This window comes from Thiohalocapsa halophila, from assembly GCF_016583825.1.
GTDB lineage: Bacteria > Pseudomonadota > Gammaproteobacteria > Chromatiales > Chromatiaceae > Thiohalocapsa > Thiohalocapsa halophila.
Window position 1 is genome coordinate 187,115 of sequence record NZ_NRRV01000001.1, and the last position, 18,769, is coordinate 205,883.

The following is an 18,769-nucleotide window of genomic DNA, read 5'->3' on the forward strand; positions in this document are numbered from 1 at the left end:
TCAGACGGCGATGGGGGCGCGGATGGGCGGGTGCGGGTCGTAACCCGTGATGGCGACGTCGTCGAAGCGGTAATCGAACAGCGTCGGCGGGCGACGGCGCAAGTCCAGCCGAGGCAGCGGACGCAGCTCGCGTGATAGTTGTGCGTAGACGATGTCGTCGGTGAGATGGTTCCGGTACAGATGCAGGTCGCCGAAGGTGTGCACGAGCTCGCCCGGCGCGAGGTCGCACTGCTGGGCCACCATGTGCGTGAGCAGCGCGTAGCTCGCGATGTTGAAAGGCACGCCGAGAAACAGATCGGCACTGCGCTGGTAGAGCTGGCAGGAGAGGCGTCCCGCCTGCACGTAGAACTGAAACAAGCAATGGCAGGGCGCCAGCGCCATCCGCCCGGAGGCCGCGTTCTCCGCCGGCGCCACACCGGCGGCCGGCAGGTCCGCGGGATTCCAGGCCGACACCACCAAGCGGCGCGAGCCCGGGTCGCGCCGGATGGTCGCCACGATCTCCGCCAGCTGATCGATACTGTGACCGTCAGGGGCCGGCCAGCTGCGCCACTGGCGGCCGTAAATCGGCCCGAGCTCCCCGTCCGGCGCCGCCCACTCGTCCCAAATGCTCACGCCCCGGGCGGTCAGCCAATGGTTGTTGGTGGAGCCGGACAGGAACCAGAGCAGCTCGTAGACGACGCTCTTGACATGCACGCGCTTGGTGGTCACCAGCGGGAAGCCGGCGGCGAGGTCGAAGCGCACTTGGCGACCGAACACCGAGCGCGTGCCGATGCCGGTACGGTCGGCCTTATCGACGCCGTTGTCGATGACATCGCGCAGAAGGTCGTGATACTGCTGCATACGTGGTCCGTGAGCTGGGGCCGGGCCGCTTGGGGGCGGATACGCTGCCCGGCGCGCGCCCGGACCCGTGCCGGGGCGACGGCCCGGGCAGTCAGCCCGGATGTCAGGGCTGCGTGACCTCGGCGCAGGGATAGAGCCGCGCCATCACCGTCGGCACCACGTCGGCGACCGCGGCCTCGGGATCCGCCGCGCGGCGCAGCGCGGACAGCCAAGCGGCGGCCAGCAGCAGGACGACGACGTAGCGGGCGCGCGAGGGGTCCATCTAGGCTCCCGAGGCGAGACTCGGCTGACAAGGGCTGCGGGGAGTTTACCCGAACCGGCACTCGGTCGACGACGGCTCGGATCGGGTCGGGACACTGCCGCCGCAGCCGATGCCGATGGCCCAAGGCATCCACCGAAGCATTTTCCGCCATACCCGCACGACGTGGCCGGCCCAGCGGTTTATCATGTAAGTAACCAGCGCAGTCGGCGCCGGAGAGAGCGCCCGGAGGACAGATGCCAGACCGAATCATCGCTTTCGTCATGGCCGGCGGCCAAGGCTCGCGCCTGCAGCCGCTGACCGCGGCCCGCTCCAAGCCCTCGGTGCCCTTCGGCTCGCGCTATCGCATCGTCGACTTCGTGCTGAGCAACCTGATCAACTCCCAGATCAGGACTATCTATCTGTTGGTGCAGTACAAATCCCAGTCCCTCATCGAGCATGTGCGCAAGGGCTGGACCATCTCGCCGCTGATCGCCGATCAGTTCGTCACCGTAGTGCCGCCGCAAATGCGTCTCAGCGAGTCCTGGTTCCAGGGCACCGCCGACGCCGTGCGCCAGAACATCAATCTGGTGGAGGAGCATGCCCCGGACTTCGTCGTCGTCTTCGGCGCGGATCACATCTACCGCATGGACATCCAGCAGATGATCGACGCGCACAAGGCGCGCGAGGCGGACGTCAGCATCGCCGCCCTGCCGGTGCCCATCGAAGACGCCCGCAGCTTTGGCGTCATCGCCGCCGACAGCCATGGCCGCATCGAGGCTTTCCAGGAGAAGCCCGCCAGACCATCGCCGCTGCCGGAGGATCCGAACAGCGCCTACGCCTCCATGGGCAACTATGTCTTCAGCACCCAGGTGCTCATCGACGCCCTCTACGACGCCCAACAGGCGGGTGAGACAGACTTCGGCAGCCATGTGCTGCCGCGGCTGCTGGAGAGCGGCAAACGGCTGTTCGCCTACGACTTCGCGTGCAACGTGGTGCCCGGCATCAAGCCGTATGAGACCCGCGTGTACTGGCGTGACGTCGGCAACATCGACGCCTATTTCAACGCCCACAAGGACGTGCTCGGCGCCGAGCCCGTGTTCGACGCCTTCAACTCCAACTGGCCCATCTACTCCAGCAACTACCAGGGCCCGGTGGCGCGGGTGCTCGGCGGGCAGCTCGACAACACGCTGCTGGGTGCGGCCACCGTCGTCCACGGCAACACCAACATCAAGGAAAGCATCATCCGCCGCGAGGCGGTCATCGAAGAAGACGTGGAGCTCGACGAGTGCATCGTCATGGACTATGTGCGGGTCTGCAAGGGCTCGCGCCTAAAGCGCGTCATCATCGACCGCCACAACATCATCGAGCCGGGCTCGATCATCGGCTTCGACCGCGAGGCCGACCTCGCCCGCGGCTACACCGTCTCCGCCGGAGGCGTGACCGTGATCCCGGCCGGACAGCCGAACGTCTTCGCCCGCTCCGGGGGCGGCTACGGAGGCTACTCGGAGTAAGTCCAAGCCCGCCCCGATCGACGAGCGCAGCAGCCGCCGGCGACGTAGCCGAGGGCGCCCGCCAATCTCGACCGCGTCTCACACTAGAGCCCGGCGGCTCTCGGCCGATGCGCAGGCGATGCCGCCTCGACGCCGATGCCAGCGGGCATGCACCAGCCGGCGCTTAGAAATGCACCCACAGCGGCACCCCGGCTGAGATCAGGCTGATTCATGCGTGCTTCTCCCGACCGCCCTTCGCCAACGCGGGCGGCGCTGCAGACGGCGCTCAGCTACGCGGCGCTCGCCACGGGGTGGATTCTGGCCTCCGATCTGGCTCTGGGGCTGCTGGACCCCATGGCGGAAGCCCTCTTGCGGTGGCAAGTGCTCAAGGGCCTGGGCTTCGTCGCCGTGACGTCCGGCTTGTTCTTCCTGCTGATGCGCGTGCACCTGCAACGGGAGCAGGAAGGCGCACGACGCTTCTCGAGGCTGGTCGAGAACCTGCCGGGCATGGCCTACCGGTGTGAGAATGACCGCTACTGGACCATGCGCTATGTCAGTCAGGCAGCGCAGTCGCTAACGGGCTACACACCGGGCGAGCTGCTCGACAATACCCGACTCGCCTACGCCGAGCTCATCGACCCCGAAGACCGCGAGCGCGTTTGGCAGCAAGTGCAGACGGCCGTCAGCGAAGGACGACCCTTTCGCATCGAGTACCGGCTACGCCGGCGCGACGGCGCGAGGGCCTGGATCTGGGAGCAAGGTCGCAGCGTACCAGACCCGGACCACAAGGGCCGTATGCTCCTCGAAGGGATCATGCTCGATATCACCGAGCAGAAGCTCGCGGAAGCCACCACCGAGCAAACCGTCAAACGCTTGGCGGCCCTCGGCGACAACCTGCCGGGCGGCGCCATCTATCGGCTGCATCGCGATGCCGACGGCGCGTATCGCTTTACCTACGCCTCCCGCGGCATCGAGCGAATCCTGGGCATCGGCCGCGACCGCATGCTCGCCGATGCGCATGCGGTCTTCGCGCTGACGGAGCCGCCTCACGGCGCGGTGATCAGGGAGACCAACGAGCGTTCTGCGCAGGATCTGAGCGTCGTCGACATGGAGCTGCCGCAGCGTCTGCCGGACGGCACACGCAAGTGGATCGCAGTGCGCTCCATGCCCTATCGATTGGCCGACGGCAGCGTCTTCTGGGACGGCATCGTACTCGACATCAGCGAGCGCAAGCAGGCCGAGGAAAAGCTCCGCGAGGCCGCCGCCGTCTTTGCCAGCACGGCGGAGGGGGTTGCGATCACCGGCCTCGACGGTTGCATCCGCGACGTCAATCAGGCGTTTTGCGATATCACGGGTTATCGGCGCGAGGACGTCATCGGTGAGCACCCCGGGCTGCTGCAATCCGAGCGCCATGATCATGGTTTTTATCTGTCCATGTACCGGTCGCTGCGCAAGACAGGGAAATGGCATGGAGAGGTCTGGCAGCGGCATCAAAGCGGCATGGAGTATCCGGCGCTACTGACCATCAGCATGGTCTGGGATCAGCAGGGACGAGCGAGCGGCTATGTCGGCGTTTTCACCGACATTACCGCCATCAAACAATCCGAGCAGCGGCTGGATTACCTGGCGCACCACGACGGCCTCACGCAACTGCCGAACCGCCTGCTGTTCGACAACCGTTTGCAGAAGAGCATTCGCTCGGCCATGCGTCGGAACGAGACACTCGCCGTCTTGTTCATGGACATCGATCGCTTCAAGCACATCAACGACAGCCTGGGCCACTCCTCCGGGGACAAGCTGCTGCAGCAGCTGGCTCAGCGCTTACGGGCGGCCATGAACAGCAGCGACCTGGTCGCGCGCATCAGCGGTGATGAGTTCGTCGTGCTGTTGACTAGCATCCGGAATGCTGACGCCGTGGTCAGCATGGTGCACAGGCTGATGGCCCCACTCAAAGAGCCCTTCATAGTGGATGGCAACGAAGTGCGCGTCACCACCAGCATCGGTATCAGTCTGTGCCCCGATGACGGCCGCAGCGCGGCCGAGCTGTTGCGCAATGCCGATGCGGCCATGTACCAGGCCAAGGAAGAGGGCGGCAACACCTATCGCTTCTACACCGAGGAGATGACGGCGGCCGCCTTCGAGCATGTCTATCTGGACAATGCCCTGCGCAGCGCCCTGGAGCGCGAGCAATTCCGCCTCGTCTATCAACCGCAGGTGGACATGGCATCCGGCCGGCTGTTGGGCGTCGAGGCCCTGTTGCGCTGGGATCATCCCGAAGAGGGCCTGATCCCGCCCGGGCGCTTCATTCATATCGCCGAGCAAAGCGGTCTGATCCGGGACATCGGCCTGTGGGTGCTGCGCACGGCCTGTAGCCAGGGCCGGCACTGGCTCGATCAGGGCTTTGCATTCGGTACCCTTGCGGTCAATGTCGCAACCCGGCAAATCCATGATGCGAGCTTCGTCCCCGCCATCGAGCGCACGCTCGCCGACACTGGCCTACCGCCCGACTGTCTCGACCTGGAGATCAGCGAAGACTTCGTCATGCGCCATGTCAACGTCGGCGCGGAGAGGCTCCAGAGGCTGCGCGCCCAGGGCGTCGGCATCGCCATCGACGACTTCGGTACCGGTTATTCGTCACTCGGTCACCTCAAGCGCCTCCCCATCAACAAGCTCAAGATCGACCAATCCTTTGTCCGGGATATCCCCGACGATCACGACGACATGGCCATCTGCGACGCCGTAATCGCCATCGGCCGGTCCCTGGGCCTCACCGTCATCGCCGAAGGCGTCGAGACCGAGGCACAGGTCGATTGCCTGCGCGGCAAGGGCTGCAGCATCGCCCAAGGGTATCTCTTCGGGCGACCCGTGCCCGCCGAAGAGATCGTCCGCGCCTTCGCCGCGACTCCGGCCGGCATCGACTGAGCAGATCCGACACACCGGCACAGCGCCCGGGTAAGGACTGATCCCTCGGCCGTGTCGGTCAGGCATCGACGCGGGCCGAAGCCGGTCAGCCGTCGTCCGGTGCGGTGGTGGGGAAGCCTTCCGCTTGCCAGCCCGTCATGCCGCCGAGCACATGCGCCACGTCCGGATGCCCGTGGGACTTCAGCACGCTCGCCGCCACCGAGGAGCGAAAGCCGCTGCCGCAGATAACGGCGATGGGCCGCTCGCGGCCGCCGCCGGCGAGGAGCTCGTCGGCGCGCCGGGTCAGCTCGGCCCCGGTGAGATGCACGGCGCCCGGGATATGGCCGGCGCTCCACTCCGCCGGCTGGCGCACATCGAGCACCATCAGGTCGTCGCGCCGGTCCAGCGCGCGGCGCAGCTCGTGCACCGTCCACTGCGGCAGGACCTCAATGGGCTTGCCGGCGGTGCGCCAGGCGAGCATGCCGCCGCCGAGCCAGCCCTTGGGCAGCGGATAGCCGATGCGCAGCAGCTGCCAGCAGACCTCCCAGAGGTCCTCGGCGCGATCCAGCACCAGCACCAGGTCCTGATCATAGGGCAGCACGCTGCCGGCCCAGGTGGCGAAGCTGCTGCCGATGCCGACATTGATGGCGCCCGGGATATGCGCGGCGAAGGCCTCCGGCGCGCGGCAGTCGAGCACCACGGCACCCTCCTCGCGGGCGCGCTCGAAGGCGTCCAGGTCCAACGGCGGCGGGTCGGCGAGCACGCCGAGTAGCGGCGGCCCCTCGCTGTTCAGCCGGCGCATGCGCGGCCAATAGGGCGGTACCGCCGGCAGGTCCGTCAGGTCCATACAGTGACCGACAAACTCGTCCTTGGAGGCGAGATTGGACAGCATCGCGTTCATGCGCCGCTCGTAGCCGATGGTGGTCGACAGCCGGCTGCCGATGTGCCCGCCGCAGAGCGAGCCAGCCACATGGGTGGGATAGACCTCGACGAAGTCCGGCAGGGGCAGGATCTTGCGCTGTAGGGTATCGCAGAAGGCCTCGGCACCGCGGCGGGCCTCCGCCTCGCCGCCGAGCAGATCCGGCCGCGCCAGATCGCCCACCAGCAGCGCACCGCCGGAGAAGAGGATCGCGGGCTCCTCGCCGCGTGAGCGGTCGGTGACCAGCAGGCTCACGTGCTCCGGCGTGTGCCCCGGGGTGTGCAACAGCTCGAAGCGGACCTCGCCCATGTCCAATTGCTCACCGTCGTCCATGGCTCGCACCGGATAGCCCAGCTCGGCGCGGGCGCCGGCCAGGAGCTGCACGTCGGTGCGCGCCGGCAGCTCGCAAATGCCGGAGAGGTAGTCGTTGTGCTGATGGGTGTCGCAGGCATAGCGGATACGAAGCCCCTGGCTGCGGGCTTCCGCGAAATAGGTCTCGACGTCGCGGCGGACATCGAGCACCAAGGCCTCGCCGGTGTCTTCGGAACCGACCAGGTAAGAGGCGTGGCCCAGACTCTCGAGATAGAACTGCTTGAAGATCATGATCGCCCTCTTGCTGCGGCTCAACGGGCGCGGGGGCGCCGATTGCTGAGCCATGCGGGGAGCAAGAGGCGGGCCGGGGCTGGCGCTCGGCCGCCAGCCATGGCGCCGGCGGCGGGGCGGGCGCCGCGGTGATCGCCAGCAAGGCGCGGCGTCGGCGGGGATGCAAACCGGCGCGGGCGCAACCGGAGGATGCGTGACAGCGCGGCCATTTGCACACACCGCTGGGCAGTTGCACCAGCCGCCGGGTGCTTTGCCCCGGCCGGGCATCGCTCGGGCAGCGCCGCAACGGAGCCCGGCACTGCCCACGGGGCCGGCGACCCCAGCATCTGCGGGCGCCGCCGTTGTCCGCAGCGCGACGTTCCGTAATGCCGGCACGGCGCTTGCGCCAATCGAGGTGTCGCACGCCCGGCATGTCGCCATGCACCGGGCTCCAACCGAATCACCTGGAGAAGACGCCATGAGCGAAACCCTGTACGTCCGCGCACACGAGCCCCGCACGGCCGATCGAGTCGTCAACGAGCTGTTGGATCGCGAGCACTTCTCGCCGGAGCGCCTGCACGCCTACGGCAAACGCCTGCCCGGCGGCCTGCGAGTGGAGGCCACACGCTGGCGCAGCACGGCGCTGGCCATCCTGCCGGGCGCCGTCGTCGGAGCCGTCGCGGTGCCGTTTCTGTGGCTGGTCGTGGTCGAGACGCCGAGCGATGTCGCCACCCTGGCGCTCGGCCTGATCGGCGCCGTGGTCGCCGGCGGCTGGTCGCTGCTACACGAGCGCCACAAGGACTCGCCGATGAATGCCCAAAAGCGCGCCATGCGCCATGGCGACCTGCTGATCGCCGCCGATGTAGACGATCGCGACAGGGACGCGGTGGAGCGCCGCATCGGCGAAGCACACCCGGAGGTGGACGTGCTGGGCGCGAACCCGGGTCAGCGCGCGTGATAGAGGCCGGCGTAGGCGTCCGGGTCCAGGATCTCGCGGATATCCACGAAGCTGCCGCTCAGCCGCCGCCACCGCGTGAGGACCAGTGCAACATAGAGCCCGCCGATGGCATAGACCACCAGCACGGCCACGTGCAGGGCCAGGTCGGTGACCGGCAGCCCGGCCACCAGCGGGCGGGCCAGGGCCACCGCGTGGCTGACGGGGAGCACCTGCATCGCCGCCTGCATGGCCGGCGGCAGCCCCGCGATGGGGTAGAAGACGCCGCAGAGGATGAGCATGGGCGTCACGACCAGGATCGCAGCAGCGCTGAAGGCGGCCTTGGTGGCGCACCAGAGCCTCTCCCCCGACAGGATGTCGTCCAGCGCCAGCGGCGTGGCCCGCGTGGCGTCGTAGGTGCGCTGCATCTGCGTAGGCGTGAGCACCGAATGGTTGGTGAGCAGCAGCGTCGTGCCGCGGGCCCGCGAGCTCAGGCCCGCGAGCTCAGGAACGGCCGATAACGCGCAGCGACGCCCCCGCACGCAGGCGCTTGGCGGCCGCGTATTCGTCATCGGTCATCTGGCTGCCGACGATGTTGCGCAGCAGGTCGGCGTCCGCATCGCCCTGCTCCACCGCCAGCGACAGCCAGTAGTGCGCTTGGGCCAGGTCGATGGTCACGCCCCGACCCTCCGCGTAGATAAGGCCCAGGGCGTACTGCGCGTCCACTTCGCCGCGCTCGGCTGCCTCGCGCACGGCACCCACCTTGCTCGGGTCGTTACGCAGCAGAATCAGGTCTTTGAGATAGCTGTTGTCACTCATGGCTCGTGGCTCCGGCGCCGCTGCGCCTGCGTGCTGCGAAATCGGTATCCAGTCTAGTCTCCGCGGCCTGCGTCGTAACTGGACTCGTAACTGGTCTCGTAACTGGCGAGCAAAGCATCATGGGCATCGAAGCCGACGATGTCCCGCAGCACCCCGAAGCTGACGCGCTGCGCGGGCGTCTGCCCGGTCGACAGCTGGCTCAGCGCCGCTTGCATAGCGTGCACGACGCTGATGCCGGGCGCGAGTCAGCGGCGCTCGGGTGCCGGCGGTCTGCAAGGCTGGGGGCCACCCGCCGGTAACCGGCGCGGGCGCACATGCAGGCGCAGGCGCACATGCAAAAGAAAAGGCGGGGATCGCCCGCCTATCTTCCGTCCGGCATGCGACCTGCCGGTGTGGGTGACACCCAGGTCGGCGGCGGCCCCAATGCCGAATCGGTCCGTATTTCGGTCCGATCAGGCTCCGCGCGCCCGCTGTCGGGCCGCCCGGGCAACCGCGAGCGCTGGTGAGTGCTGTATGGCTCAGCTCTTCACCCAGTTACCGAAGTTGTCGGTGGTCTTGCCTTCACCGTCGGCGTATCCGGCCTCGTAGGCCTCGGTGAGCCGCTGCTCCTCGCGCTTGGGGTTCTGCAGGAAGCCGCATTGCCATCCCTGTACGTACTCGTCGTCGACACCCATTTGCTCCATCTTGGTCACGGCGTCGTAGTAGAACTGATTCATCTCCGCTCTCCGCAATCGCGTTCTTTGGTGTTACGCCTCGACCCGGGGCGCCCCGGGTCGCTCGAGACAACTGCTGACCCGTCCCGTTTCCGCCCAGGTGAGCCGGCGCAGCCGCGGCTTCAGAGGTGGGCGGCGACGATCCCCGACCGACGCGGTCAGTCTAACGGATAAGCATACCGTTTTTTTCTAATGCGTGCCAATGCGAACGCCCAGCTCTCAACCCAGCGCTCGCCCCGGCACTTGCGACGGGCCGCAGCGCACACTACATCATCAGGCTGCGTCGCGCCGGATTGCCGCCGCGCGCGCGCCGGGTCCACCAGCCCCGCGAGCACCGACGCCCGCCACAACCCGACAGGAGATCGCCGCGCATGCGCCCCGCCCAACTGCTCCGCGTCTTGGAACGCGAATTCGCCAGCACCGCCGAAGGCCACCACACTCCGGTGATGCTCTGGGGACCGCCGGGGGTGGGCAAATCACAGATGGTCGCGCACATCGCCGAGCGCCACGCCGTGCCGGTCATCGATATTCGGCTCTCGCAAATGGAGCCGAGCGATCTGCGCGGCATCCCGTTTCGCGTCGCGGACAAGGTGGAGTGGGCCGTGCCGGCCATCCTGCCGGATAGCGAGCGCCATGGGGCGGCCGGTGTGCTCTTCCTGGACGAGATCACGTCCGCCCCGCCGGCGGTGTCGGCGGCGGCCTATCAGCTGATCCTCGACCGCCGCCTCGGCGAGTACGAGGTGCCCCAGCACTGGGCCATCTTCGCCGCCGGCAACCGTCAGGGCGACCGCGGCGTCACTTACAGCATGCCGGCGCCGCTGGCGAACCGCTTCTCGCACTTCGAGGTGGACACGCACCTGGACGACTGGGTCGCCTGGGCCTATGCCACCGGCATCGACGAGCGCATCATCGCCTTCCTGCGCTTTCGCCCGGAGTTGCTCTTCGACTTCGACCCGGCGCACAATCCGGTGGCCTTCCCGTCGCCGCGCTCCTGGGAATTCGCGCACCGCGCGCTGCGCAAGTTCGAGGACGACGCGCAGCTGCTGCAGGGCACGCTTCAGGGCTGCGTCGGCCCGGCGGCGGGGGTAGAGATAACGGCCTTCGTCAACAGCCTGGACCAGATGCCCGACCTGGATGCCATCTGCGCCGGCGACGACGTCTCGGTCCCGCGGGAGATCGACCTCCAGTACGCGGTCGCGGCCGCCCTGGTGGGCAAGGCCATACGCGCCAAAGACACCGAAGACGGCGAGCCGATCATCGGCAACATCCTCGCCTACGCCGGGCGCTTCCCGCAGCGCGAGATGGGCGTCATGCTGGTCTCCGACCTACACCGGGCCATCGGCAACGACCTGTTCGACGTGCCGGCGTTCGCCGATTGGGCGAGCGCCGTTGCCGATGTGATGCTGTACGAGTAAGGGCGGAGGGCTGAGGGCCGAGGAGCAGCGGCCAGGGCGTGCGTCCTCAGCCCTCAGCCCTCAGCCCTCAGCCCTCAGCCCTTGAGTCAGCTAATCAGCGCCTGCCGGAGCAAACTGATACGCAACCCATGACCGATACCACCGACATCGACCTTGGCAGGATAGAGACCAAGCTCGCCTCGGCGCGCACCAAGCTGATCCTGGATAAGCCCTTCCTCGGCGCCCTGGTGCTGCGCCTGCCCATGCAGCCGGCGGGCGGCGACTGGTGCCCCACCACGGCGACGGACGCCAAGCGCTTCTACTACAACCCGAGCTACATCGACGCCCTGTCCCTGGACGAGACCCAGTTCATGCTCGCCCACGAGGCGCTGCACTGCGCGCTGTCGCACTTCGCCCGCCGCCAGCACCGGGTCAAGCACCGCTGGGACCTCGCCTGCGACTACGCCGTCAACCCCCTGCTGCTGGACGACGGCCTGAAGCCGCCGCCGAACGCCCTGGTGATGCCCATGTACAAGGGCATGACGGCGGAGGAGATCTACCCGCTGCTGGACGACAACGACCAGTCCGAGACCCTGGACACCCACGCCTACGACAGTGAATCGGAAGGCGGCCAGCAGGGCGAGCACAGCGACCTGGACGAGCGCGACATCCAGCAGCAGCAGCAATCTCGCAGCGAGCAGGGCGACGACGGCGAGGGCGGCGGCGCTGAGCCGAGAGCCGACGGCCGCGACGGCGGCAGTCCGCGCGGCGAGGCCAGCGACGCCGATCAGGGCGCAGCCGGCGCCGAGTCGCAGCCCGAGCCCGGCGATGATGGCGCCGACGCGCCGCCGCCGCTGACCCCGGACGAGCGCGAGACCCTGCAGGTGCAGTGGCAGCAGCGTATGGCCGGTGCCGCCCAGCAGGCCATGCAGGCGGGCAAGCTGCGCGGTGAGCTCAAGCGCATGATCGACCACCTGCTACAGCCACAGCTGCCGTGGCGCATGCTGCTCGCGCGCTACATGAACAGCATCAGCCGCGAGGACTACAGCTGGTCGCGTCCGTCGCGGCGCGAAGGCGACTTCATCATGCCCAGCCTGCGCAGCCACCAGCTGGACCTGGTGGTGGCCATCGACACCTCTGGGTCCATCAAGGACGGCGAGATGCAGGAGTTCATCGATGAAGTGGACGCGCTCAAGGCCCAGGTCCGCGCCCGGGTCACCCTGCTGCCCTGCGACGCGTCGCTCTGCGACGGCGCACCCTTCTACTTCGAGCCCTGGGAGCAGTTCCAGCGCCCGCAGCAGGTCGGCGGTGGCGGCGGCACCAGCTTCCGGCCCGTCTTCCAATGGGTGGAGCAGCAAGGACTCCGGCCCGATCTGCTCGTCTACTTCACCGATGCCGACGGCGCGTTTCCGGCGGACCAGCCCGCGTACCCGGTCATCTGGCTGGTCAAGGGCAAGAGCCAGGTGCCCTGGGGTCAGCGAATCCAACTGAACTGAAAGACTCGCCGGGCCCGCCCGGCAGCGCTCCGCGGCGGCGGGGCGACGGCGCTTCGCCCAGCGCTGCAACGCCGTGCCCGACGGCGGCACGCCGACTCTCGTACATTCGCGCGAAATTTGTGCGAAATTGCTCGGTCTCAGGTACAGAGCTAAGCCACAGCGAAACGCGCACGCCTCATGTCCGCCTGCATGACCCAACCGCGGTGGCGGTTGTCCGCCGCCCTCGCCGGCTGCCTGCTGACGCTCGTCCTGCTGTCGGCGCCCGGGCAGAGCGGCGCCGACGCCCTGGACCTGCCCGACTTCGGCAGCAGTGCCGACACGGTCCTGTCGCGGGCCGAGCAGCGCGACCTGGGGCGCGAGTTCATGAAGTGGGTGCGCAAGTCGCTGGAGGTCAGCACGGACCCCCTGCTCACCGACTATGTCCAGGCGCTGGGCCACCGGCTGGTGCGTGCCAGCCGCGAGACCAGCGGGCGTTACGACTTCTTCGTCGTCGAGGACCCGCGCATCAACGCCTTCGCCGGTCCCTCGGGCAACATCGGCGTCAACGCAGGGCTGATCCTCTCCGCCGAGACCGAGTCGGAGCTCGCTGCGGTGCTGGCACACGAAATCGCGCACGTCAGCCAAAATCATTTGCTGCGGCGCTTCGCGGCGCAGAAGCAGATGACGGTCCCGGCCACGGCGCTGCTCATCGCCGCGGCGGTGCTCGGCGCCGCGGTAGACCCCCAGGCCGGGGCCGCCGCGCTCATGGGCGCCCAGGGCGCACTGGTGCAGCAGCAGATCAATTTCACTCGCACCAACGAAGAAGAAGCCGACCGCATCGGCATCGATACCCTGGCCCGGGCCGGGCACGATCCCTACGCCATGCCGGGCTTCTTCAAGAAGCTCACCCAAGCCAACCGCGTCTACGAGAGCGGCGCGCCCGAGCTGCTGCGCACGCACCCGGTCACCTCGGACCGCATCGCCGATGCCCTGGCCCGCGCCGAGCGCTTCGGCCCCAACCAGAAGCCGGACAGTCTGCGCTTCCATCTCACCCGGGCACACCTGCGTGAGCAGAGCTACAACCGCGCCGAGCAGGCCATCGACCACTTTCGCGACACCCTCCGGAAGGACCGCTACCGTAACGAGACCGCCGAGCGCTATGGCTATGCCCGCGCCCTGGCCCGCGCCGGCCGGCTGGATGCCGCGGCCAAGCAGCTGGCCCCGCTACTCGAGCAGCACCCGAGCCAGGTGGAATTCCTGGTGCTCCAGTCGCAGCTCGACCGGCGCCGCGGCGACGCGGACAAGGCCGTGCGCGACTTGAAGGGCACCGTGGGCCTGGCGCCGGGCAACTGGCCGCTGCAGCAAGCCTATGCAGAGGCGCTGCTGGACGCGGGTAAGCCCGCGGCCGCACTGGCGACGCTGGAGCGACTCATCGGCCTGCGCCCGGACATCGCGCCGGTGTACGGACTGATGGCCGACGCCGCCGGCAAGGCGGGTGAGCAAGCGGCGGCCATGCGCTGGCGAGCCGAGCTGCTGTTTCGCTCCGGCGATCTAAAGCCGGCCATCCGCCAGCTGGAGCTCGCGCTGCGCCAACCGGGGCTCGAATTCCACCAAGCCGCCAAGATCCAAGTACGCCTGGACGAGCTCCAGGCGGAGGAGCATCGCCGCGAGGCCAAGCGTTAAGCCTTCTGGACCAAAACCCTGTTATCTTCGAAGTTTCAGCCGGGAAACTTGCTATTTCCCCACCCCCTTGGATGCGCTATGCTGCTGAGCACGTCGACGAAGGCCCACTCCCGGCCGGAAGGTCCAACAGCCAAACGGCCCGTTCGGCCAGCTCCCGCAGCGCCCGGCTTAGCAGCGACAGGCCCCATGGCACCAGCCCATCAGGGCGCCAGTCACAGCCCGGCGCAGTCATCAGGGCGAGGCGGCCTAGGGGTGCATCAGGCAAGAGGTCCCGAAGACAGGGATCAGCGATCGGCGCGAGAAAACGACAAGACACCTGGAGGCCCGCAGTTGTACCCGTCGCGCTCCGCGCGCACCATCGCCGCATTCACCGCCGCGCGGGCAGCCGCTCCGGGCGAGACCCGAAAACGGCCATTGCGCGGGTACCTCTCCGCGTTGTCTGACAGGCCCTCCCGCAAAGCTTCTATCGTGCGCCCTGCACGCTCGGCCGGCACCGCTCACCGGCACGCCCACTGGGGCGAGCGGCCATTGCACGGCAGCACGACGAAGGGGCCGCGCATGCCGGTAAACGCCGATACTGCGCAGACCTGACAAGACCGGCAGCGTGGGCTGCTGGCGCCGATCGAACGATCGACCCACCCGAACCAACCAAACGATCCAGAGGAGATTCCCAATGATCGATGCAAAGCGCAGAACCCTGCTCAAGGGCTCCCTTGGTGCCGGCGCCGTCGGCGTCGCAGTGGGTGCCGGACTGCTCACGCCCCGCGCCGTGCTCGCCAATTGGCCCGAGGCGGCGTTCAAGGCCGAGGATCAGTCCACGGCGCTGAATGACCTGCTCGGCTCCGACACCATCGAGGACAGCGACAAGGTCAAGATCAAAGCCCCGGACATCGCCGAGAACGGCGCCGTCGTGCCGGTCACCGTCGAGGGTGAGGTGGACGGCGCCAAGTCCATTTCCATCTTCGCGGCCGGCAACAACACGCCGCTCATCGCCTCCTTCGAGATGAGCGAGAACTCGGTGCCCTTCGTGTCCACCCGCATCAAGATGGCCAAGACGGCCGACGTCGTGGCGGTGGTCCAGACTCCCGACGGCCTGCTCGGCGCCGCCAAGCCGGTCAAGGTCACCATCGGCGGCTGCGGCGGCTGATGTCCGACGCCTGGGGAGCCGAGCGCCAGACGCTTCGGCCCGGCGTGAGCATCCAGCCCAGCCAGCGATCGCGACCGACCACCGACGGCAACAGCTTTTGAGGTAAACCAACATGTCCGATATCAAGATCCGCGCCAAGAGCAGCAACGGCGTCACCACCGTCAAGTCCCTGATGAGCCATGTCATGGAGACCGGCCTGCGCAAGGACAAGGAAACCGGCGACCCCATCCCAGCCCACTTCATTCAGGAAGTCACGGCCAAGTGGAAGGACGATGTGGTGATGACCGCCCTGTGGAGCGGCGGCGTCTCCAAGAATCCCTACCTGTCGTTCAAGTTCAACGGCGGCGAGCCTGGTGATCCGATCGAGATCACCTGGGTCGACAACCAGGGCAACAGCGAGACCGGCACCGCCGAGATCAGCTGACGCCGACCGGATTCGGCTGACGCCAAATCCGGACCATCGGCAGCCGCCAAAAACCGCCGCCGGCCCTCGGGCCGGCGGCGGTTTTTTTTTGGGCCGGTAGGCGATGTCGGCGGCTTTGACAGCCGGTCCGAGCCTTCAGTCGGCATCCAGTCCCAGGGCGTGCAGGACCCGCCAGGACAGCTCATCCGGCGTGCGGGAGATGACCTCCGCCGGAATCTCGTGCTTGAGGTGCAGCCGGTCGAAGTCCTCGAAGCCGTAGGACACCATGAAGGGGTGCATGCCGGTATTGACCGCTGCACGGAAGTCCTTCGCCTCGTCGCCGCAGGCAAAGGCGCGGGCGGGGTTGACTTCGAGCTCCTCCCGGGTGCGCCGGAAATACGGCAGCTTGTCCTCGGACAACGGCAGATGCACCAGGAAATCCAGCAGATCCGGCTCGATGCCGTGGCGGTCGAAAAGCCGGGTCAGAGTCTCCACCGGATTATTGGTGATGTTACGCGTGACGATGCCGACCTTGATGTCCGGCTCGGCGGCGATGCGGCGGATCAGGCGCTCCATGCCCTCGAACATGCTCGCCTCCTCGCGGTAGACCTCCGTCAGTGTCTCCACCACCTTGGCGCGGGTGCCGCGGCCGAGCTGTTGGCGCAGGTTCTGCGGCATCTCCTTGAGGCCGCCCAAATACTTGAAGATGTTACGACGCTTCTGGAAACGGGCGAGCGGACCGATGTCCATGCCGTGGTGGGCGAAGGTCTTCTCGATAGCCTTGAAGGCGTCGATGGTGGTGCCGTCGGCGTCGAGGATCAGCAGACGGTCATTGGTATACATGGCGCATGCGTCAACCGGGCGCAACGCGCAGCCGCGGCCCGGGTGCCGGGCCGCCGGCGGCACTGCTGAGTTCTGGGCAAACCCTGTGGATTTTCGCACATTGCGGGCACCCTGGAGCAGCAGAACACGCCGAGGCGCACCAGACGAGGGCATGGGGCAGGGCCGCGTTGGCGCGGGGCTCAGAACAAACGCCGGCGCAGCAAGTAGAGGGAGAGTCCGGCGGCGAGAGCCACCGCCGCGGCGCGCACCAGCGGATGGCGACCGATGGCCGCAGCGCGAGCCGAGAGCCCCCGCTCTGCTGCCGGCCCTGCGGGCGTGGACGCCGCCGCGGCCTCTCGGTGATGAGGCGCTGCCGACGTTGCGCTGGTCTCCGATTCCGGCGGCGGCGCCGGGCGATGCGCCTGCCAAGGGGCGGCGGCTGGGCGCCCTGTCGCGCCTTTTGCCGGCGCTTGCCCCTGCCCCGCATTGGGCTCACCCGCCGACCTCGACTGCCCAGCGGCGGCCTGCGTGTCGAAGCCATGCGGCGGCGCAGACTTGCTGCGCTGCTTGGGATCCAGACTCAGCTTGGCGCGTTTGGCCGTCATCGGCATGACCTCGTGGTGCCGGCGGCAATGCACGGATTGCCGGGCTAAGCTCGATTACACCACCTGCGCGAGCGCCCGCCACAGCGCGTCGACCTCGGCGGCAGCCTTGCCCTGGGCCTCGAACTCCACCACGGCGCGGCCGTCGATGAGCGCATGGCTGAAGGCGGCGCGCTGGCTCAGGGCTACCGGGCACACCGGCGCCGGATAGGCGGTGAGTGCCTCCCGGGCTTCGGCCACCAGGCGCGGCTCCCGCGCCCGGGTGCGCGGCGGACAGGCGTTCAGCACGATCTGCGCCGGCACCTTGAGATCCGCCACCAGCGCCGTGGTGATGCCGATGGCATCCAGATCCAGGATTGCAGGGCGGGTCGGAATCACCACCGCATCGGAGCACTCGGCACAGGCGCGCGACTGCTCGGAGCTGTGCGGCGCGGTGTCGACGATCACCCAATCGAAGCCGCGCCCCGCTGCCTGCTCCAGGATGCCAGACAACTCGGTGCCCTGCCCTTGCACCAGCGCCGGCTCCGCGGCCGCACGGCGCTGCCACCACGCGCCGGCGCTGCCCTGAGGGTCCGTGTCCACCAACAAGACCCGGTGGCCGGCGCGCTGAGCCTGCACCGCCAGGTGGATGGCGAGGGTCGTCTTGCCGGTGCCGCCCTTCTGCGCGATCAGACTCAGCGTCTTCATGGGTCGAAGTATCAGCCAGCAATCGCCGCCTGTCGAGGCAGGACGACGGGCTCGGCGTACGGCTGGCCACCGCCTGGGGCCGGGCAGGCCCGCGGGACCGACCAGGACGGCTTAATGCGTACATTGGTCGGGAATTTACCGCCAAGCGACGCGAAATCCATTGAACCCTCGCAGCTTGGGCACAATGAGCCGATCGCCGGCGCGGCGGTCCGTGCCGCGAACAAAAAACCCCGAACGGGCTGGCAGCTCACAGCCGCCCAAGCCGTCGTTTCCGGACGACTCACTGAGGAATCCACGCGATGACCCTGATGAAGCGATCCGTCGCCGAGCTGATCGGCACTTTCTGGCTGGTCCTCGGCGGCTGTGGCAGCGCCGTGCTCGCCGCCGGCTTCCCCGAAGTGGGCATCGGCCTGCTCGGCGTCTCCTTCGCCTTCGGCCTCACGGTGCTGACCATGGTGTACGGCATCGGCCACATCTCCGGGTGCCACCTGAACCCGGCCGTGTCCGTCGGGCTCGCGGTAGGCGGGCGCTTTGCCTGGTCGGACCTGCCGGCCTATGTCATCGCTCAGGTCGGCGGCGCAACCCTGGCGGCATTCCTGATTTGGTACATCGCCGCCGGCGCACCGGAGTTCGCGCTGAGCGCCAATGCCCTGGCGGTGAACGGCTATGGTCCGCTGTCGCCCGGCGGCTACTCCCTCGCCGCCGGCTTCGTCACCGAAGTGGTGCTGACCATGATGTTCCTGCTCATCATCCTGGGCGCGACGGACAAGCGCGCGCCGGCGGTCTCCGCCGGCATCGCCATCGGCCTGGCGCTGACGCTGATCCACCTCATCAGCATCCCGGTGACCAATACCTCCGTGAACCCGGCCCGCAGCACCGGGCCGGCCATCGCACTGATGACAGGCGGCTACGGCCAGGCCATGGGCCAGCTTTGGCTGTTCTGGGTGGCGCCCATCATCGGCGCCGGCCTGGCCGGGGTGATCTACAACCTGTTCGCCGTCGCCGACGAGCCGACGGAGATCGAGAAGCTGGGCGGCAAGGTGGCCTGAGGCCGGAGGCCGGAGGCCAAGTGGCACAGGATCGGCGCGCCGCCCGGAGCACCGACGCCGGGCGAATG

19 protein-coding genes are annotated in these 18,769 nt (G+C 68.1%); 9 read left to right on the plus strand and 10 right to left on the minus strand.

Annotated features, from left to right (window positions below; all coding sequences use genetic code 11):
- Together CKO31_RS00870 and CKO31_RS00875 are read right to left on the minus strand one after the other, a co-directional pair.
- Positions 1-840 carry a thymidylate synthase gene (locus CKO31_RS00870; protein ID WP_200233096.1) on the minus strand — a complete coding sequence of 280 codons (840 nt, stop codon included), beginning with the start codon at positions 838-840 and terminating at the stop codon, positions 1-3.
- A 103-nt stretch (positions 841-943) separates the two neighbouring features.
- On the minus strand, positions 944-1,102 hold the full coding sequence (locus CKO31_RS00875; RefSeq protein WP_200233097.1) for a hypothetical protein: 159 nt from the start codon (positions 1,100-1,102) through the stop codon (positions 944-946).
- Positions 1,103-1,335: 233 nt separating this feature from the next.
- On the opposite strand from CKO31_RS00875, the gene CKO31_RS00880 reads away from it, so the two are divergent.
- Both CKO31_RS00880 and CKO31_RS00885 read left to right on the plus strand, forming a co-directional pair.
- Positions 1,336-2,592, plus strand: a complete 1,257-nt coding sequence (locus CKO31_RS00880; protein WP_200233098.1) for a glucose-1-phosphate adenylyltransferase — start codon at positions 1,336-1,338, stop codon at positions 2,590-2,592.
- A 210-nt stretch (positions 2,593-2,802) separates the two neighbouring features.
- Entirely contained in the window at positions 2,803-5,493 is a 2,691-nt protein-coding gene (locus CKO31_RS00885; RefSeq protein WP_200233100.1) for a sensor domain-containing protein, read from the plus strand.
- 85 nt (positions 5,494-5,578) lie between these two features.
- On the opposite strand, the gene CKO31_RS00890 is transcribed toward CKO31_RS00885, so the two are convergent.
- On the minus strand, positions 5,579-6,994 hold the full coding sequence (locus CKO31_RS00890; RefSeq protein WP_200233105.1) for an MBL fold metallo-hydrolase: 1,416 nt from the start codon (positions 6,992-6,994) through the stop codon (positions 5,579-5,581).
- Between the two features lie 457 nt (positions 6,995-7,451).
- Between CKO31_RS00890 and CKO31_RS00895 the strand changes: the two genes are divergently transcribed.
- Entirely contained in the window at positions 7,452-7,931 is a 480-nt protein-coding gene (locus CKO31_RS00895; protein WP_200233106.1) for a hypothetical protein, read from the plus strand.
- Here the strand turns inward: CKO31_RS00895 and CKO31_RS00900 are convergent.
- The 4 genes from CKO31_RS00900 to CKO31_RS00915 all read right to left on the minus strand — a co-directional run bounded on the left by CKO31_RS00900 (position 7,919) and on the right by CKO31_RS00915 (position 9,442).
- Positions 7,919-8,335 carry an ABC transporter permease gene (locus tag CKO31_RS00900; protein ID WP_200233109.1) on the minus strand — a complete coding sequence of 139 codons (417 nt, stop codon included), beginning with the start codon at positions 8,333-8,335 and terminating at the stop codon, positions 7,919-7,921. The genes CKO31_RS00895 and CKO31_RS00900 overlap by 13 nt on opposite strands.
- A 76-nt stretch (positions 8,336-8,411) precedes the next feature.
- Entirely contained in the window at positions 8,412-8,726 is a 315-nt protein-coding gene (locus CKO31_RS00905; protein WP_200233110.1) for a tetratricopeptide repeat protein, read from the minus strand.
- A gap of 53 nt (positions 8,727-8,779) precedes the next feature.
- Positions 8,780-8,950, minus strand: coding sequence for a hypothetical protein (locus CKO31_RS00910; protein WP_200233111.1), 171 nt, complete (start codon positions 8,948-8,950; stop codon positions 8,780-8,782).
- A 294-nt stretch (positions 8,951-9,244) separates the two neighbouring features.
- Positions 9,245-9,442, minus strand: a complete 198-nt coding sequence (locus CKO31_RS00915; RefSeq protein WP_200233112.1) for an Alvin_2107 family globule sulfur oxidation protein — start codon at positions 9,440-9,442, stop codon at positions 9,245-9,247.
- 368 nt (positions 9,443-9,810) lie between these two features.
- Here CKO31_RS00915 and CKO31_RS00920 point away from each other — a divergent pair, with 368 nt between their 5' ends.
- The 5 genes from CKO31_RS00920 to soxZ all read left to right on the plus strand — a co-directional run bounded on the left by CKO31_RS00920 (position 9,811) and on the right by soxZ (position 15,562).
- Positions 9,811-10,854: an AAA family ATPase gene (locus CKO31_RS00920; protein ID WP_200233116.1), complete on the plus strand. Its 1,044-nt coding sequence runs from the start codon at positions 9,811-9,813 to the stop codon at positions 10,852-10,854.
- A gap of 128 nt (positions 10,855-10,982) precedes the next feature.
- Positions 10,983-12,329, plus strand: coding sequence for a vWA domain-containing protein (locus CKO31_RS00925; RefSeq protein ID WP_200233117.1), 1,347 nt, complete (start codon positions 10,983-10,985; stop codon positions 12,327-12,329).
- Between the two features lie 189 nt (positions 12,330-12,518).
- Positions 12,519-13,991 (plus strand): M48 family metalloprotease, encoded by a 1,473-nt coding sequence (locus tag CKO31_RS00930; protein ID WP_200233118.1) that lies wholly within the window; start codon positions 12,519-12,521, stop codon positions 13,989-13,991.
- A 673-nt stretch (positions 13,992-14,664) separates the two neighbouring features.
- Positions 14,665-15,138, plus strand: a complete 474-nt coding sequence (gene soxY / locus CKO31_RS00935) for a thiosulfate oxidation carrier protein SoxY (protein ID WP_200233119.1) — start codon at positions 14,665-14,667, stop codon at positions 15,136-15,138.
- 112 nt (positions 15,139-15,250) lie between these two features.
- Positions 15,251-15,562: a thiosulfate oxidation carrier complex protein SoxZ gene (gene soxZ / locus CKO31_RS00940; RefSeq protein ID WP_200233120.1), complete on the plus strand. Its 312-nt coding sequence runs from the start codon at positions 15,251-15,253 to the stop codon at positions 15,560-15,562.
- A gap of 135 nt (positions 15,563-15,697) precedes the next feature.
- Here the strand turns inward: soxZ and CKO31_RS00945 are convergent, their stop codons facing one another.
- From CKO31_RS00945 to CKO31_RS00955, 3 genes are all read right to left on the minus strand, one after another.
- Positions 15,698-16,384, minus strand: coding sequence for an HAD family hydrolase (locus tag CKO31_RS00945; RefSeq protein WP_200233121.1), 687 nt, complete (start codon positions 16,382-16,384; stop codon positions 15,698-15,700).
- A 179-nt stretch (positions 16,385-16,563) separates the two neighbouring features.
- Positions 16,564-16,968 (minus strand): hypothetical protein, encoded by a 405-nt coding sequence (locus CKO31_RS00950; RefSeq protein ID WP_200233122.1) that lies wholly within the window; start codon positions 16,966-16,968, stop codon positions 16,564-16,566.
- Between the two features lie 54 nt (positions 16,969-17,022).
- The gene (locus tag CKO31_RS00955) at positions 17,023-17,652 is read right to left on the minus strand and encodes an AAA family ATPase (RefSeq protein WP_200233123.1); all 630 of its coding nucleotides are present in this window, start codon (positions 17,650-17,652) and stop codon (positions 17,023-17,025) included.
- 299 nt (positions 17,653-17,951) lie between these two features.
- Here CKO31_RS00955 and aqpZ point away from each other — a divergent pair, with 299 nt between their 5' ends.
- Positions 17,952-18,701, plus strand: a complete 750-nt coding sequence (gene aqpZ / locus CKO31_RS00960) for an aquaporin Z (RefSeq protein WP_200233125.1) — start codon at positions 17,952-17,954, stop codon at positions 18,699-18,701.
- Positions 18,702-18,769 lie beyond the last annotated feature (68 nt).

Excerpts from the sequence above, each read along its gene's own strand:
- CKO31_RS00900 (WP_200233109.1), bottom strand. The coding sequence starts at position 8,335 with ATGCAGCGCACCTACGACGCCACGCGGGCCACGCCGCTGGCGCTGGAC.
- CKO31_RS00890 (WP_200233105.1), bottom strand. The coding sequence starts at position 6,994 with ATGATCTTCAAGCAGTTCTATCTCGAGAGTCTGGGCCACGCCTCTTAC.
- CKO31_RS00875 (WP_200233097.1), bottom strand. The coding sequence starts at position 1,102 with ATGGACCCCTCGCGCGCCCGCTACGTCGTCGTCCTGCTGCTGGCCGCC.
- CKO31_RS00880 (WP_200233098.1), top strand. The coding sequence starts at position 1,336 with ATGCCAGACCGAATCATCGCTTTCGTCATGGCCGGCGGCCAAGGCTCG.
- CKO31_RS00930 (WP_200233118.1), top strand. The coding sequence starts at position 12,519 with ATGACCCAACCGCGGTGGCGGTTGTCCGCCGCCCTCGCCGGCTGCCTG.
- aqpZ (WP_200233125.1), top strand. The coding sequence starts at position 17,952 with ATGACCCTGATGAAGCGATCCGTCGCCGAGCTGATCGGCACTTTCTGG.
- CKO31_RS00945 (WP_200233121.1), bottom strand. The coding sequence starts at position 16,384 with ATGTATACCAATGACCGTCTGCTGATCCTCGACGCCGACGGCACCACC.
- CKO31_RS00870 (WP_200233096.1), bottom strand. The coding sequence starts at position 840 with ATGCAGCAGTATCACGACCTTCTGCGCGATGTCATCGACAACGGCGTC.
- CKO31_RS00925 (WP_200233117.1), top strand. The coding sequence starts at position 10,983 with ATGACCGATACCACCGACATCGACCTTGGCAGGATAGAGACCAAGCTC.
- CKO31_RS00950 (WP_200233122.1), bottom strand. The coding sequence starts at position 16,968 with ATGACGGCCAAACGCGCCAAGCTGAGTCTGGATCCCAAGCAGCGCAGC.
- CKO31_RS00955 (WP_200233123.1), bottom strand. The coding sequence starts at position 17,652 with ATGAAGACGCTGAGTCTGATCGCGCAGAAGGGCGGCACCGGCAAGACG.
- CKO31_RS00915 (WP_200233112.1), bottom strand. The coding sequence starts at position 9,442 with ATGAATCAGTTCTACTACGACGCCGTGACCAAGATGGAGCAAATGGGT.
- CKO31_RS00905 (WP_200233110.1), bottom strand. The coding sequence starts at position 8,726 with ATGAGTGACAACAGCTATCTCAAAGACCTGATTCTGCTGCGTAACGAC.
- CKO31_RS00885 (WP_200233100.1), top strand. The coding sequence starts at position 2,803 with ATGCGTGCTTCTCCCGACCGCCCTTCGCCAACGCGGGCGGCGCTGCAG.
- CKO31_RS00895 (WP_200233106.1), top strand. The coding sequence starts at position 7,452 with ATGAGCGAAACCCTGTACGTCCGCGCACACGAGCCCCGCACGGCCGAT.
- soxZ (WP_200233120.1), top strand. The coding sequence starts at position 15,251 with ATGTCCGATATCAAGATCCGCGCCAAGAGCAGCAACGGCGTCACCACC.
- CKO31_RS00920 (WP_200233116.1), top strand. The coding sequence starts at position 9,811 with ATGCGCCCCGCCCAACTGCTCCGCGTCTTGGAACGCGAATTCGCCAGC.
- soxY (WP_200233119.1), top strand. The coding sequence starts at position 14,665 with ATGATCGATGCAAAGCGCAGAACCCTGCTCAAGGGCTCCCTTGGTGCC.